Origin of the sequence: Streptomyces sp. Da 82-17, assembly GCF_046098215.1 — a bacterium.
Taxonomy (GTDB): domain Bacteria; phylum Actinomycetota; class Actinomycetes; order Streptomycetales; family Streptomycetaceae; genus Streptomyces.
Genome location: NZ_JBJURH010000004.1, coordinates 17,931 through 31,617, shown reverse-complemented (window position 1 = coordinate 31,617; position 13,687 = coordinate 17,931). Strand labels below are relative to the sequence as shown.

The window sequence follows — 13,687 nt, the reverse complement described above, 5'->3', positions numbered from 1 at the left end:
TGAGCAGACGTGTTCGCTTACCGGATCGACCGGCGGAGCGGTGTCGCCACGTACGTCCAGCTCGTGCAGCAGACCAAACAGGCCCTGCGCCTCGGCCTGTTGGAGCCGGGCGACAAGCTGCCCACGGCCCGCGAGGTCGTCGAGGCCACGGCCATCAACCCGAACACGGTCCTGAAGGCCTACCGCGAGCTGGAACGCGAGGGCCTGGTCGAGGCCCGCCGCGGCCTCGGCACCTTCGTGACCCGGTCCCTGGGCTCCGCGCCCGCCGACTCCCCGCTGCACGGCGAGCTCAGCCGCTGGGCCGAGCGGGCGCGGGCGGCGGGGCTCGAACGGGACGACGTGGAGGCCCTGTTCGCGGCCGTACTGGAAGAGCAGTTCACATCCGAGGGGAACGAGGGGGACAGCGCATGACCGGAACCGCCACAGCCGCAGCCGCAGGCACCGACCCAGCCGCGAGCACCGCCGCAGCCGCGGACACCGCCGTCGAGGCGGCCGCACTGGGCAAGACGTACGGGAGGCGCCGCGGCCCCGCGCTCGACGACTGCGGCTTCCGGCTGCCGGCCGGCCGGATCTGCGCGGTCGTCGGGCCCAACGGCGCCGGCAAGTCCACGCTGCTCGCGCTCGCCGCCGGGCTCGTCCGCCCCACCTCGGGCCGCCTCACCGTCCTCGGCACGAGCCCGGCCGAGGCCCGCCCCCGGGTCGCGTACGTCGCCCAGGACAAGCCGCTCCACCCGCAGCTCAGCATCGCCGACACGCTCCGCCTCGGCGCCGAGCTCAACCCCGGCCGCTGGGACGCCGCGCTCGCCCGACGGGTCGTGGAGGAGGGGGAGTTGGACCCGTCCGTACGCGTCCGGGCGCTCTCCGGCGGGCAGCGCACCCGGGTCGCGCTCGCCCTCGCGCTCGGCAAGCGGGCCGAGCTGCTGCTGCTCGACGAGCCGATGGCCGACCTCGACCCGCTCGCCCGGCACCAGCTCATGGGCACCCTGATGGCGCAGGCCGCCGAGCACGGCACGACGGTCGTGATGTCCTCGCACATCGTCGGTGAACTCGCCGACGCCTGCGACCACTTGCTGCTCGTCTCCGCCGGCCGTGTCCGCCTCGGCGGCGCCATCGACGACCTGCTCGCCGCGCACACCCTGGTCACCGGCCGCGGCTCCGTCGCCGAACTCGCCCCGCACACCGTCGTCGAGTCCCGCGCCACCGGGCGCGGCACCACCGCCCTGATCCGCCCCGCCGGTGCCGTCGGCGCCGCCTGGGAGGCCCAGGAACCGTCCCTGGAGGACCTGTTGCTCGCCCATCTCCGCTCCCCCGACACCCCCGCGCTCCTCACCCCGGACGCGACCCCGACCGCGACCCCGGACGCGAGCCAGGACGCGCAGGCCGGGCAGGAGGTCGCCGCATGAGCACGCCCCTCCTCAAGGGCCCCCGCTGGGTCGAACTCCGCCTGCACCGCCCGACCCTGCGCACCGCCCTCGCCGTCCTCGTCCTCGCCGCCGCCACGACCGTCTTCCTGCGCTGGGGCGCAAGCGCCTACCCGCCCGTCGACCGCAGCTGCGTCGGCCCCTGCGAGCCGACGTTCCTCGGCTTCGCCGACGGCGAGCACCTGCTCAGGGAGGCCATGGGCAAGGCCTCGCACGCGCTGCTGCTGTTCCCGCTGCTCGTCGGCGTCTTCGTCGCGGGCCCCTTCACCGCCCGCGAACTGGAGGCCGGCACGCACCGCCTGGCCTGGACCCAGTCCGTCACGCCCGCCCGCTGGCTCGCCTCCCGCCTCGCCACCGCGGCCGGGATCACCGCGGGCCTCGCCCTCGCCCTGATGGCCGTCTTCCGCTTCGGCGCCGCCGACCTCCTCGGCAGCTGGAACATGCACTGGGCCGACCGCGGCGTCTACGAGGCCTCCGGCCCGGCCCTCCTCGCGTACTGCCTGTTCGCCGTGGCCGTCGGCACCCTGACCGGGCTGCTCGTGCGCCGCACCCTGCTCGCCGGCTCGCTCACCGCCCTGGTCACCGGCGCGCTCCTCGCCCTGCTCGGCACCCTGCGCTGGCAGCTCTGGCCGGTCGTCCAGGCGTCCGGGCCCGCGACCACCATGGAGCCGCACTGGATCGGCGTGCTGCCGCGCGGCGCGTTCATGACCGACGTGGGCGTCACCAACGCGGCCGGGGAGCGCTTCGTCGCCCGCCAGTGCACGCCGGACCAGATGGCACACTTCCCGTGCCCCTCGGACACCGAGATCGCGGGTTGGTTCGCGGACTACCACCCGCGCTCGCACTTCTGGTACACCCAGTTCGTCGAGACCGGCATCGTCCTCGCCCTCGCGGCGGCCGCCGTCTGGGCCGCGTTCCTGGTGCTGCGCCGCCGCACGCCCTGAGCGGCACGCGCCCGCCCACGGCAGGCATCCGCCGACGGCCCCGTACGTCCGACGGAGCAGGGCGGCCACCGGACTCCCGGGGGTCGCCCGCCGATGTCCCGCACGTCATGTCGCCGTAACCAACGGTTCAGGGACCCTTGCCAAGCTCACGGAATGCAGCCCGCCGTCCCCGAGCCGCCCCTTCCGAACACCGGAGCGGGTCTCGATGCGTCCTCGTTCGGCGCGCCCGGAAGCCCCGGTACGCGGAAGAATGGCGTCATGAACAAGGCCAGCGCCCAGGCAGCCGCCCAGCACGCCCAGAACGCCCAGCCGTCGGTCGGTTCCATCGCGGCCCACCGCCCGCACACCGTGGCCGCCGCCGTCTCCGACCTCGAACCGGACATCGACGCGGACCTCGACACGTACGACGGGTACGAGAAGGACGTCGACGGCGCCGAGCTGCCGCAGGGGCGGTTCCTGGACCGGGAGCGGAGCTGGCTCGCGTTCAACGAGCGGGTCCTCGAACTCGCCGAGGACCCGCACACCCCGCTCCTGGAGCGCGCCAACTTCCTGGCGATCTTCGCGTCCAACCTGGACGAGTTCTTCATGGTCCGGGTGGCCGGCCTGAAGCGCCGCATCGCCACCGGTGTCGCCACCCGCTCCGCCTCCGGACTGCAGCCCCGCGAGGTCCTCGACCTGATCTGGACCCGCACCCGCGAGCTGATGGCCCGGCACGCCGCCTGCTTCCAGGAGGACGTGGCGCCGGCGCTCGCCGACGAGGGGATCAGCCTCGTCCGCTGGGCCGAGCTCACCGAGAAGGAACAGGCACGCCTCTTCACGCTGTTCCGGCAGCGGATCTTCCCCATCCTGACCCCGCTGGCCGTCGACCCGGCCCACCCCTTCCCGTACATCTCGGGGCTCTCGCTCAACCTGGCCGTCGTCGTGCGCAACCCCGTCAGCGGGCACCGGCACTTCGCGCGGGTCAAGGTGCCGCCGCTGCTCAGCCGCTTCCTGGAGGCCTCCCCCGGCCGGTACGTGCCGGTCGAGGACGTGATCGCCGCGCCCGCGCACCTGGAGGAGCTGTTCCCCGGCATGGAGGTGGAGGCCCACCACATGTTCCGGGTGACCAGGAACGAGGACCTGGAGGTCGAGGAGGACGACGCCGAGAACCTCCTCAAGGCCCTGGAGAAGGAGCTCATGCGGCGCCGCTTCGGCCCGCCCGTGCGCCTGGAGGTCGAGGAGTCCATCGACCGGCACATCCTCGACCTGCTCATCCGCGAGCTGAAGATCTCCGAGGCCGAGGTCTACCCGCTGCCCGGACCGCTCGACCTCACCGGCCTGTTCGGCATATCGGGCCTGGACCGGCCCGAGCTCAAGTACCCGAAGTTCGTCGCCGGCACCCACCGCGACCTCGCCGAGGTCGAATCCGCCTCGGCCCCCGACATCTTCGCGGCCCTGCGCGAACGCGACGTACTCCTGCACCACCCGTACGACTCGTTCTCCACCTCCGTCCAGGCCTTCCTGGAGCAGGCGGCCGCCGACCCGGACGTCCTCGCCATCAAGCAGACCCTGTACCGGACTTCGGGCGACTCCCCGATCGTGGACGCGTTGATAGACGCCGCCGAGTCCGGCAAGCAGGTCCTCGTCCTCGTCGAGATCAAGGCCCGCTTCGACGAGCAGGCCAACATCAAGTGGGCGCGCAAGCTGGAGGAGGCCGGCTGCCATGTCGTGTACGGCCTGGTCGGCCTGAAGACGCACTGCAAGCTGTCGCTCGTGGTCCGCCAGGAAGGCGAGACGCTGCGCCGCTACAGCCACGTCGGCACCGGCAACTACCACCCGAAGACCGCCCGCCTGTACGAGGACCTCGGCCTGCTCACCGCCGATCCGCAGGTCGGCGCGGACCTCTCCGACCTCTTCAACCGGCTCTCCGGCTACTCGCGCCGCGAGACCTACCGCCGCCTCCTCGTCGCCCCCAAGTCCCTGCGCGACGGCCTGGTCTCCCGCATCGAGAAGGAGACCCAGCACCACCGCGCGGGCCGCCCGGCGTACGTGCGGATCAAGGTCAACTCGATGGTCGACGAGGCCGTCATCGACGCGCTCTACCGGGCCTCGATGGCGGGCGTGCCGGTGGACATCTGGGTGCGCGGCATCTGCGCGATCCGCCCCGGGGTCACCGGACTCTCGGAGAACATCCGGGTCCGGTCCGTGCTCGGACGGTTCCTGGAGCACTCGCGGGTGTTCGCCTTCGGCAACGGCGGCGAACCCGAGGTGTGGATCGGCAGCGCCGACATGATGCACCGCAACCTCGACCGTCGTATCGAGGCACTGGTCAGGGTCACGGACCCGGCCCACCGCGCGGCCCTCAACCGCCTTCTGGAGACGGGCATGTCCGACACCACCGCCTCCTGGCACCTCGGCCCGGACGGCGACTGGACCCGGCAGGCCACCGACCCCGAGGGCCGGCCGCTGCGGAACGTACAGGAGATGCTCATAGACGCCCGGAGGCGCCGGCGTGGTTCAGCGACACCCTGACAGCGACACCCCCATGGCCCGGGGGGTCACCGCGAGAGGCGAGGCGCCCGTGGCCGGGGAGGTGCTCGCGCCCTACCTGCGCGGGCAGGCCACGGAATTCCTGCGCGCACTGCGGCAGCACCGGGAGAGCAGCGCAGAGGAGGCCGCCGAGCCCGCGCTCGCGCTGCGCGCCGCGGCCCGCCGGATCAGCGGCACGCTGCACACCTTCCGGCCGCTGCTCGACGCGGACTGGTCGGACCAGCTGCGCACCGAACTCGCCTGGCTGTCCGGCACGTTGGCACGCGAGCACGCGTACGCGGCCCGCCTCGACCGGCTGATCGGCGCCCTGCACCGGCTCTCCCCCGCGAGCCCGGCCGGACCCGCCGGTTCCGCCGTGGACCGCGGGGCCGCCGTGCCCGCCCAGTCCGGCGGACTCACGGTCGGCGCGGCCAAGGCGGGCGCGCTGATCGAGCGTCAGCTCACGCTTGCCCGGACCCGCGCCCACTCCACGGCCCTGCAGGCGCTCGGCTCGTCCCGCTTCCACGCGGTCGCGGACGGGGTCGCGGTACTCGCCAGCGAGGTCCCGCTGCGCCGGGACGCCGCCGGGCACCCGCTCGCGCCGTTCGCCGCGGACGTCGAGGCCCGCCTCAGCGAAGCGGTCGCCGCGCTTCCGCTCGTCCGGGCCGGGCATCCGTACAACGCCGAGGCGCTGCTCCACGGCCTGGGCGCCGACGCCGCCCCGGAGTCCCAGGACGCGCCCTGGCACCAGGTCCGGCTGCTGCTCCGCCTGCACCGGTACGCGCAGGAGGCGATCGGCGCCGAACCGGACCACGACCTGCGCCTCCTCGGCGCGGGCCAGGCCCTCGACCGGCACCGCGACGCCGCCGAGGCCGCCACCGCCGCGGCCTCCGCCGCCCGCACCCCACGCATCGCCCCGGCCACGGCGTACGCCCTCGGCGTGCTGCACGCCGACCAGCGGCACGAGGTGGAGGCGGCCCGCTTCGCCTTCCAGGCGGTGTGGCGCCGGAACGCTTCCGCCCTGCCCGACCGGACGGTGAGCGCGCCATGACGCCGGGGCCGGCCCCCATCCTCGCGGCGGGCTGCGTCCTGTGGCGCCGCACGCACACCGCCATCGAGGTCTGCCTGGTCCACCGCCCCAAGTACGACGACTGGTCCCACCCCAAGGGCAAGCTCAAGCCCGGCGAGGATCCCCTGGCCGGGGCGGTACGCGAGGTGGCGGAGGAAACAGGCCTCACCTGCACACCCGGCCCCCGCCTCCCCACAGCCCACTACGTCGTACGGGGCCGTCCGAAGCAGGTCCACTACTGGGCGGCGGAGGCGGGCGAGGGCGCCCTCGTCCCCAACTCCGAGGTGGACGCGGCGATCTGGCTCCCGCCGTTGGAGGCACGAGCGCGCCTGACGCAGGTCCGTGACCGGGAGTTGGTGGACGCCCTGCTGCCCCTTCTTCCCCAGCCCCGCCCCTTCCCGTAACCGCGGGCTCCGCCCCCTGAGAGGGGCGAGGCGAAGCCGCCCCTCAGGGGCGCGGGGAACTGCGCGACCGGCCACGACGCAGCCGCAGACGAACGACGAGGAGCGGGGGCAGACGCAATCAGCCCGTCCGGCGCTTGAGGACGAGCGCGGAGCGCGATGGGGGGCCGGGGGCGGAGCCCCCTGGGGGTGCGGGGAAACGCCGGTCAGCACGGAACCGGAACGGTTCATTACCCCCCGTGCACGTGACCTCGCCGTGACCTAACCGCACCGCCCTCCGAGGTTCACCCCCCGTTCACTCTCGACCTTCGGCCGCTTCACCTGTCCTGCCTAATTTCGGACTTGCGCGAAGCGTGGTGCGGTCACATCGGCCCGCCCGCAGCGACACATGAACGAAACGACTTCGCACGCCGTCCCACCTCCGGCGGCTCCTGGAAGGAACTCCCGAAAGTGAAGCTTCAGCGCAAGAACCGGCGGGCCCTCACCCTCGGTGCTCTCGCCGTCTCCGGCGCCCTGGCCCTCACGGCGTGCGGCTCCGACGAGACCGGCGGCACCGGTGGCACCGGCGGCAAGGAGACCAACGCCGCCAACATCAAGTGCGACGACGCCAAGGGCCAGCTCGCGGCCTCCGGCTCGTCGGCCCAGAAGAACGCCATCGACGCCTGGACCAAGGCGTACGCCCAGGCTTGCCAGGGTGTTCAGGTCCAGTACAACCCGACCGGTTCGGGCGCGGGCATCACCGCGTTCCTGCAGGGCCAGACGGCCTTCGCGGGCTCCGACTCCGCCCTGGAGCCGGAGGAGATCGAGAAGTCGAAGAAGATCTGCAAGGGCGGTCAGGCCATCGACCTGCCCATGGTCGGCGGCCCGATCGCCGTCGGTTACAACGTCCCGGGCGTGGACAACCTCGTCCTCGACGCGAAGACCCTGGCCGACATCTTCAACGACAAGATCAAGACCTGGGACGACCCGGCGATCAAGAAGCTGAACCCGGACGCCAAGCTCCCGAACACCAAGGTCCAGGCCTTCCACCGCTCGGACGAGTCCGGCACCACGGACAACTTCACCAAGTACCTGAAGGGCGCCGCCCCCGACGCCTGGCCGCACGAGCCGGGCAAGACCTGGGAGGCCAAGGGCGGCCAGTCCGCCAACGGCTCCGCGGGCGTCTCCAGCCAGGTCAAGCAGACCGCCGGCGCCATCTCCTACTTCGAGCTCTCCTACGCCGACGGCATCAAGACCGTCGACCTGAAGACCGAGGCCAAGGAGCCCGTGAAGGCCACCGTCGACAACGCCTCCAAGGCGATCGCCGAGGCCAAGGTCACCGGCAAGGGCAAGGACCTCGCCCTGGAGCTGAACTACAAGCCGCAGGCCGAGGGCGCGTACCCGATCACCCTCGTCACGTACGAGATCGTCTGCGACAAGGGCAACAAGGCGGAGACCCTCGCCACCACCAAGTCGTTCCTCAACTACATCTCCAGCGAGGACGGCCAGCAGGTCCTCAAGGACAACGACTACGCCCCGATCCCCGACGAGATCATCACCAAGGTCCGCGAGACCGTCGCCGGCCTGAGCTGACCCGAGTGCGGCCCGGTTCGCAGTGTCGAGCCGGGCCGCACCGTCCGGTGCACCGCCGCCAGGAGCCCGCCCGCCGTACGGACACCCCGTAGCCAGGGCAGCTCCGCAGACCGGAGAATCCCCATGGACATAGCCACGCAGACTGAAACAGCCCCACCCCCGCCCCCCGCCACGACCGAGCAGAAGCGCGCCGCCCGCGGTGCGACCCGTCCGGGTGACCGGATCTTCCTCGGCCTCTCCCGCGGCTCGGGCATCCTGCTCCTCGTGATCATGGCCGCCATCGCGGCCTTCCTGACCTACCGTGCGGCGCTCGCGCTCTCGGACAACACGGGGAACTTCCTCACCACCTTCGAGTGGGACGCCAACGCGATCCCGCCGAAGTTCGGCATCGCGGTCCTCGCCTTCGGCACCATCGTGAGCTCGATCATCGCCCTGGTGATCGCCGTTCCGGTCGCCGTCGGGATCGCGCTGTTCATCTCCCACTACGCACCGCGCAAGCTGGCAGCCCCGATCGCGTACGTGATCGACCTGCTCGCCGCCGTGCCCTCGATCGTCTACGGCCTGTGGGGCGCCCTCGTCGTCGCGCCCAACCTCACCGGCCTGTACAGCTGGCTCGACACGGTCTTCGGCTGGACCGGGATCTTCGAGTACCAGGGCGGCGCCCCGCGCTCCCTGATGACCGTGGGCATCCTGCTCGCGATCATGATCCTGCCGATCATCACCAACGTCAGCCGCGAGGTCTTCCTGCAGGCGCCGAAGATGCACGAGGAGGCCGCCCTGGCCCTCGGTGCCACGCGCTGGGAAGTCATCCGGATGTCGGTGCTCCCGTTCGGCCGCTCCGGCATCATCAGCGCCTCGATGCTGGGCCTCGGACGCGCGCTCGGCGAGACCATCGCCGTCGCCACGGTCCTCTCCCCGACCTTCCTGATCAACGCCTCGCTGCTCGACCCGGGCGGCGGCACGTTCGCGCAGAACATCGCCAGCAAGTTCAACGAGGCCAGCGAGTACGGCCGGGACGCCCTGATCGCCTCCGGTCTGGTCCTGTTCCTGATCACCCTGCTGGTCAACGGCGCGGCCCGCATGATCATCGCCCGCCGCAAGGAGTACTCGGGGGCCAACGCATGAGCACCACGACACCCACCCCGAAGGCCGCCACGCCGGACACCCTGCACGCGGCCCGCCTGCCCCGCTGGGCCTCCCCGCTCGTCGCGCTCGGCTCGGCCGCGGCCGCCGTGGGCATCGGCCTCGCCGCCGGTCTGCACAGCCGCGTCCAGTGGGGCCTGATCGCCGCGGTCCTGTTCGTGATCGCCAGTTACGTCCTCGCCACCGCGGTCGAGGGCAAGCGGCAGGCCAAGGACCGGTTCGCCACCTCGATGATCTGGGTGACGTTCCTGCTCGCCGTCATCCCGCTGGCCTCCCTGATCTGGGAGACCGTGGAGCGCGGCAGCAAGGTCTTCAGCCCGTACTTCCTGTCCCACTCGATGGGCGTCGTCACCGACCAGGAGCCCGGCGGCGGCATCAACCACGCCATCATCGGCACGCTCCAGCAGGTCGGCCTGGCCTCCCTGATCGCCGTGCCGATCGGCCTGCTGACCGCGATCTACCTGGTCGAGTACGGCCGGGGCAAGCTCGCGAAGGCCGTCACCTTCTTCGTCGACGTGATGACGGGCATCCCGTCGATCGTCGCCGGTCTGTTCGTCCTCAGCTTCTGGATCCTGATCCTGGGCTTCGACTTCTCCGGCTGGGCCGGCGCCATGGCGCTGTCGATCCTGATGATGCCGGTGGTCGTCCGCTCGACCGAGGAGATGCTCAAGCTCGTCCCGAACGAGCTCCGCGAGGCCTCGCTCGCCCTCGGCGTACCGAAGTGGCGCACGATCCTCAAGGTGGTCCTGCCCACCGCGATCGGCGGCATCACGACCGGCATCATGCTGGCCGTCGCCCGTATCGCCGGTGAGACCGCCCCGGTGCTGCTCCTGGTGTGGGTGAACCCGTTCATCAACACCAACCCGTTCGACGGCGCCCAGGGCTCGCTGCCGCTGTACATCTACCAGCAGTACGCGGCCGGCTCCGAGGCCTCGTACGACCGCGCCTGGGCAGCGGCGCTCGCCCTCATCGGCTTCATCATGATCCTCAACCTCGTGGCCCGCGGCATCGCCCGCTGGAAGGCCCCGAAGACCGGTCGCTGACGCGGCCATAAGCGACCGACGTACCCCCTCGAAAGAAGCAGTGATCCCCATGGCCAAGCGAATCGACGTCAGCGGCCTCTCCGCCTATTACGGCAGCCACAAGGCCATCGACGACATCTCCATGACCGTCGAGCCCCGCTCGGTGACGGCCTTCATCGGCCCCTCCGGCTGCGGCAAGTCGACCTTCCTGCGCACCCTCAACCGCATGCACGAGGTCACCCCCGGCGGCCGCGTCGAGGGCAAGGTCCTCCTCGACGGCGACGACCTGTACGCCTCCGGCATCGACCCGGTGAACGTCCGCCGCACCGTCGGCATGGTCTTCCAGCGCCCGAACCCCTTCCCCACCATGTCGATCTTCGACAACGTGGCGGCGGGCCTGCGCCTCAACGGCTCGTACAAGAAGTCCGAGCTGAACGACATCGTCGAGAAGTCCCTCAAGGGCGCCAACCTCTGGAACGAGGTCAAGGACCGCCTGAACAAGCCCGGCTCCGGCCTCTCCGGCGGTCAGCAGCAGCGGCTCTGCATCGCCCGCGCCATCGCGGTCGAGCCGCAGGTGCTGCTCATGGACGAGCCCTGCTCGGCGCTGGACCCGATCTCGACCCTCGCCATCGAGGACCTGATCGGCGAGCTGAAGGAGCGCTTCACGATCGTCATCGTGACGCACAACATGCAGCAGGCCGCCCGCGTCTCCGACCGCACGGCGTTCTTCAACCTGGCGGCCGTCGGCCAGCCCGGCAAGCTCATCGAGATCGACGAGACGGAGCGGATCTTCTCCAACCCGTCCGTCCAGGCGACCGAGGACTACATCTCCGGCCGCTTCGGCTGATCCTTCCCCTCGACTGCTGTGCGGTGCTGCATGGCGGTGCCACCGCACAGCAAGGGCCCGCACCCCCTCGGGGGTGCGGGCCCATTTTGCGTGTGCCCCATAGGGGCGCGGGGAACTGCGCGACCAGCCACAGCGGACCCGCAGCAGAGAGCGCTACAGGAACGCCAGGTTCACAATCCAGAAGCTGACCGCAGCGACCAGCGCAGCCGCCGGCATGGTGATGAACCAGCCCAGGATGATGTTCTTCGCGACCCCCCAGCGGACAGCGTTCACACGCTTCGTGGCGCCGACGCCCATGATCGCGGACGTGATGACGTGGGTCGTCGAGATCGGCGCGTGGAACATGAACGCGGTCGTGAACATGATTCCGGCGCCGGTCGTCTCGGCGGCGAAGCCCTGCGGCGGGTCCAGCTCGATGATCTTCCGGCCGAGCGTCCGCATGATGCGCCAGCCGCCCGCGTACGTACCGAGCGAGAGCATCACGGCGCAGGCGATCTTGACCCAGACGGGGATCGGGTCGCCGGCCTTCTCGACGTCGGCGATGACCAGGGCCATCACGACGATGCCCATCGTCTTCTGGGCGTCCTGGAGGCCGTGGCCGAGGGCCATGCCCGCCGCCGAGACGGTCTGCGCGATCCGGAAGCCGCGCTTCGCCTTGTGCGGGTTGGCCTTGCGGAAGATCCAGAGGATCGCGGACATCACGAGGTAGCCGACGAGCAGACCGACGATCGGCGAGAGGAACATCGGGATGACGATCTTCTCGAGCACGCCGGACCAGATGACCCCGATGCCCCCGGCGAGCGCGGCGCCGACGAGACCGCCGAACAGCGCGTGCGAGGAGGACGAGGGCAGCCCGTAGTACCAGGTGATCAGGTTCCAGACGATCGCGCCGACGAGGCCGGCGAAGAGGATCCACATCCCCTTGTCGCCGTGCGGCGTCTCGATCAGGCCTTCGCTGACGGTCTTGGCGATGCCGCTGCCGAGGAAGGCGCCGGCGAGGTTCATCACCGCGGCCATCGCGAGCGCGGCCCGCGGGGTGAGGGCGCGGGTGGACACCGACGTCGCGATGGCGTTGGCGGAGTCGTGGAAGCCGTTGGTGTACGTGAAGAACAGCGCGACCCCGATGGTCACGACAAGGGCGAAGGTGTCCACGAGGTTCAGGACTCCTTGACCGCGATGGTCTCCACGGTGTTGGCGACGTGCTCGAACGCGTCGGCCGCCTCCTCCAGTACGTCCACGACCTGCTTGAGCTTCAGCACCTCGATGGCGTCGTACTTGCCGTTGAAGAGGTGCGCGAGCAGCTTGCGGTGGATCTGGTCGGCCTGGTTCTCAAGGCGGTTGACCTCGATCCAGTACTCCGTGAGGTTCTCCATGGTGCGCAGGTGCGGCATGGCCTCGGCGGTCAGCTCCGCGGCGCGGGCGAGCACCTCGATCTGCTGCTCGACGCCCTTGGGGAGCTCCTCGATGTTGTAGAGGACGACCAGGTCGACGGCCTCCTCCATGAAGTCCATGATGTCGTCGAGGGACGACGCGAGGTTGTAGATGTCCTCACGGTCGAACGGCGTGATGAACGAGGAGTTCAGCTGGTGGAAGATCGCGTGCGTCGCGTCGTCTCCCGCGTGCTCCGCGGCCCGCATACGCTCTGCGATCTCGGCTCGGGCGGAGGTGTCCGCCCCGAGCAGTTCCATGAGGAGCTTGGAGCCCGTGACGATGTTGTCCGCGGATGCGGAGAACATGTCGTAGAAGCTCGTCTCCCTCGGGGTCAGACGAAAGCGCACGTGGGGTCCTCGGGGTGCTTTGGATTCGGTCAGGCTGATGCTAGAGGCATCATCCGGCCACGGCTAACCGGCCGTCCTCCAGTGTCGCCCATCGGGAACAGTCATCCGCACGGGGTCCGGCGGGGACCCGAAATATCCGGTACCATATACCCACCTGGGGTATTTGAACCCTTGCAGGACAACGGGAGGACCCGATGACCACCACCGAGGCCGACGCGACTGCGGGCGCCGCGCACTGCGCCGGGACCGAGACCGAGATCACGGACCACGACCGCGGGGTGCACGGCTACCACAAGCAGAAGGACGAGCACCTCAAGCGGCTGCGCCGGATCGAGGGCCAGATCCGCGGCCTCCAGCGCATGGTCGACGAGGACGTCTACTGCATCGACATACTTACCCAGGTCTCCGCGAGCACAAAGGCCCTGCAGTCCTTCGCCCTGCAGCTCCTGGAGGAGCACCTCCGCCACTGCGTCGCGGACGCGGCGGTCAAGGGGGGCGACGAGATCGACGCGAAGGTGGAGGAAGCGACGAAGGCGATCGCCCGCCTCCTGCGCACCTGAGCCCACCCGGGGCCTGACGGCCCCTGGCCCCGTCGGACCCGGCACCTCCTCCTGCCCGGGCCCGGCGGGCCTGGGCCTTGTCCACCCCGCCCCCCGGCAGACCTGATGCCTTCGCCTGCCAGGTCCCCGGAGGTCCTGGCGCTGCCTCCGCGCGAGGCGGCGGCGACCGGGGCGTATCGGCTACCTCGGGGGCCGGCGAATTTTGGACCCTCGGACCGAAGTAGTCGCCCCGACCGGCCCGGCTCCTTGGGCCTCGGGCCGCCCCGTCGGCCTGAAGAGGGTGGCCGACCTGACATCTGGGTCACCCCGGCCCCGGCAGACCCAGCACCTTCTCCCGCCCTGGCTTCGGCGCCTGGGGCCTCGGGGCCAACCTGGGCCTGACAGCCGCCCGGACCCGGGCGAGCTGAGGGCACGGCCGGCGC

General features: G+C 71.0%; 13 protein-coding genes. 11 read left to right on the top strand and 2 right to left on the bottom strand.

Annotation, left to right across the window (positions count from 1 at the left end):
• Positions 1 to 9 precede the first annotated feature (9 nt).
• The 10 genes from ACIDOF_RS07695 to pstB all read left to right on the top strand — a co-directional run bounded on the left by ACIDOF_RS07695 (position 10) and on the right by pstB (position 10,927).
• On the top strand, positions 10 to 411 hold the full coding sequence (locus ACIDOF_RS07695; RefSeq protein WP_409004966.1) for a GntR family transcriptional regulator: 402 nt from the start codon (positions 10 to 12) through the stop codon (positions 409 to 411).
• Entirely contained in the window at positions 408 to 1,403 is a 996-nt protein-coding gene (locus ACIDOF_RS07690; protein ID WP_409004965.1) for an ABC transporter ATP-binding protein, read from the top strand. The genes ACIDOF_RS07695 and ACIDOF_RS07690 overlap by 4 nt, the downstream gene beginning before the upstream one ends.
• Entirely contained in the window at positions 1,400 to 2,365 is a 966-nt protein-coding gene (locus tag ACIDOF_RS07685) for an ABC transporter permease (protein WP_409004964.1), read from the top strand. Before ACIDOF_RS07690 ends, ACIDOF_RS07685 begins: the two co-directional genes overlap by 4 nt.
• A gap of 153 nt (positions 2,366 to 2,518) precedes the next feature.
• Positions 2,519 to 4,876 (top strand): RNA degradosome polyphosphate kinase, encoded by a 2,358-nt coding sequence (locus ACIDOF_RS07680; RefSeq protein WP_409004963.1) that lies wholly within the window; start codon positions 2,519 to 2,521, stop codon positions 4,874 to 4,876.
• Complete coding sequence (locus tag ACIDOF_RS07675) at positions 4,857 to 5,924, top strand: CHAD domain-containing protein (RefSeq protein ID WP_409004962.1); 1,068 nt, start codon at positions 4,857 to 4,859, stop codon at positions 5,922 to 5,924. The genes ACIDOF_RS07680 and ACIDOF_RS07675 overlap by 20 nt, the downstream gene beginning before the upstream one ends.
• On the top strand, positions 5,921 to 6,346 hold the full coding sequence (locus ACIDOF_RS07670) for an NUDIX hydrolase (protein WP_409004961.1): 426 nt from the start codon (positions 5,921 to 5,923) through the stop codon (positions 6,344 to 6,346). Before ACIDOF_RS07675 ends, ACIDOF_RS07670 begins: the two co-directional genes overlap by 4 nt.
• 447 nt (positions 6,347 to 6,793) lie before the next feature.
• The gene (pstS, locus tag ACIDOF_RS07665) at positions 6,794 to 7,915 is read left to right on the top strand and encodes a phosphate ABC transporter substrate-binding protein PstS (RefSeq protein WP_409004960.1); all 1,122 of its coding nucleotides are present in this window, start codon (positions 6,794 to 6,796) and stop codon (positions 7,913 to 7,915) included.
• A gap of 123 nt (positions 7,916 to 8,038) precedes the next feature.
• Entirely contained in the window at positions 8,039 to 9,040 is a 1,002-nt protein-coding gene (pstC, locus tag ACIDOF_RS07660; protein ID WP_409004959.1) for a phosphate ABC transporter permease subunit PstC, read from the top strand.
• Positions 9,037 to 10,101, top strand: coding sequence for a phosphate ABC transporter permease PstA (pstA, locus tag ACIDOF_RS07655; RefSeq protein WP_409004958.1), 1,065 nt, complete (start codon positions 9,037 to 9,039; stop codon positions 10,099 to 10,101). Before pstC ends, pstA begins: the two co-directional genes overlap by 4 nt.
• 49 nt (positions 10,102 to 10,150) lie before the next feature.
• A complete protein-coding gene (pstB, locus tag ACIDOF_RS07650; RefSeq protein WP_409004957.1) occupies positions 10,151 to 10,927 on the top strand; it encodes a phosphate ABC transporter ATP-binding protein PstB in 777 nt (258 codons plus the stop codon).
• 153 nt (positions 10,928 to 11,080) lie between these two features.
• On the opposite strand, the gene ACIDOF_RS07645 is transcribed toward pstB, so the two are convergent.
• Positions 11,081 to 12,079, bottom strand: a complete 999-nt coding sequence (locus tag ACIDOF_RS07645) for an anion permease (RefSeq protein ID WP_409004956.1) — start codon at positions 12,077 to 12,079, stop codon at positions 11,081 to 11,083.
• Between the two features lie 5 nt (positions 12,080 to 12,084).
• On the bottom strand, positions 12,085 to 12,705 hold the full coding sequence (locus tag ACIDOF_RS07640) for a DUF47 domain-containing protein (RefSeq protein WP_409004955.1): 621 nt from the start codon (positions 12,703 to 12,705) through the stop codon (positions 12,085 to 12,087).
• Positions 12,706 to 12,899: 194 nt separating this feature from the next.
• On the opposite strand from ACIDOF_RS07640, the gene ACIDOF_RS07635 reads away from it, so the two are divergent.
• Positions 12,900 to 13,265: a metal-sensitive transcriptional regulator gene (locus ACIDOF_RS07635; protein ID WP_409004954.1), complete on the top strand. Its 366-nt coding sequence runs from the start codon at positions 12,900 to 12,902 to the stop codon at positions 13,263 to 13,265.
• Positions 13,266 to 13,687 lie beyond the last annotated feature (422 nt).

What these genes read in the sequence shown, in the direction of transcription:
- ACIDOF_RS07690 (WP_409004965.1), top strand. Translation starts at nt 408, where the DNA reads ATGACCGGAACCGCCACAGCCGCAGCCGCAGGCACCGACCCAGCCGCG.
- ACIDOF_RS07685 (WP_409004964.1), top strand. Translation starts at nt 1,400, where the DNA reads ATGAGCACGCCCCTCCTCAAGGGCCCCCGCTGGGTCGAACTCCGCCTG.
- ACIDOF_RS07680 (WP_409004963.1), top strand. Translation starts at nt 2,519, where the DNA reads ATGCAGCCCGCCGTCCCCGAGCCGCCCCTTCCGAACACCGGAGCGGGT.
- ACIDOF_RS07670 (WP_409004961.1), top strand. Translation starts at nt 5,921, where the DNA reads ATGACGCCGGGGCCGGCCCCCATCCTCGCGGCGGGCTGCGTCCTGTGG.
- pstC (WP_409004959.1), top strand. Translation starts at nt 8,039, where the DNA reads ATGGACATAGCCACGCAGACTGAAACAGCCCCACCCCCGCCCCCCGCC.
- pstA (WP_409004958.1), top strand. Translation starts at nt 9,037, where the DNA reads ATGAGCACCACGACACCCACCCCGAAGGCCGCCACGCCGGACACCCTG.
- pstB (WP_409004957.1), top strand. Translation starts at nt 10,151, where the DNA reads ATGGCCAAGCGAATCGACGTCAGCGGCCTCTCCGCCTATTACGGCAGC.
- ACIDOF_RS07635 (WP_409004954.1), top strand. Translation starts at nt 12,900, where the DNA reads ATGACCACCACCGAGGCCGACGCGACTGCGGGCGCCGCGCACTGCGCC.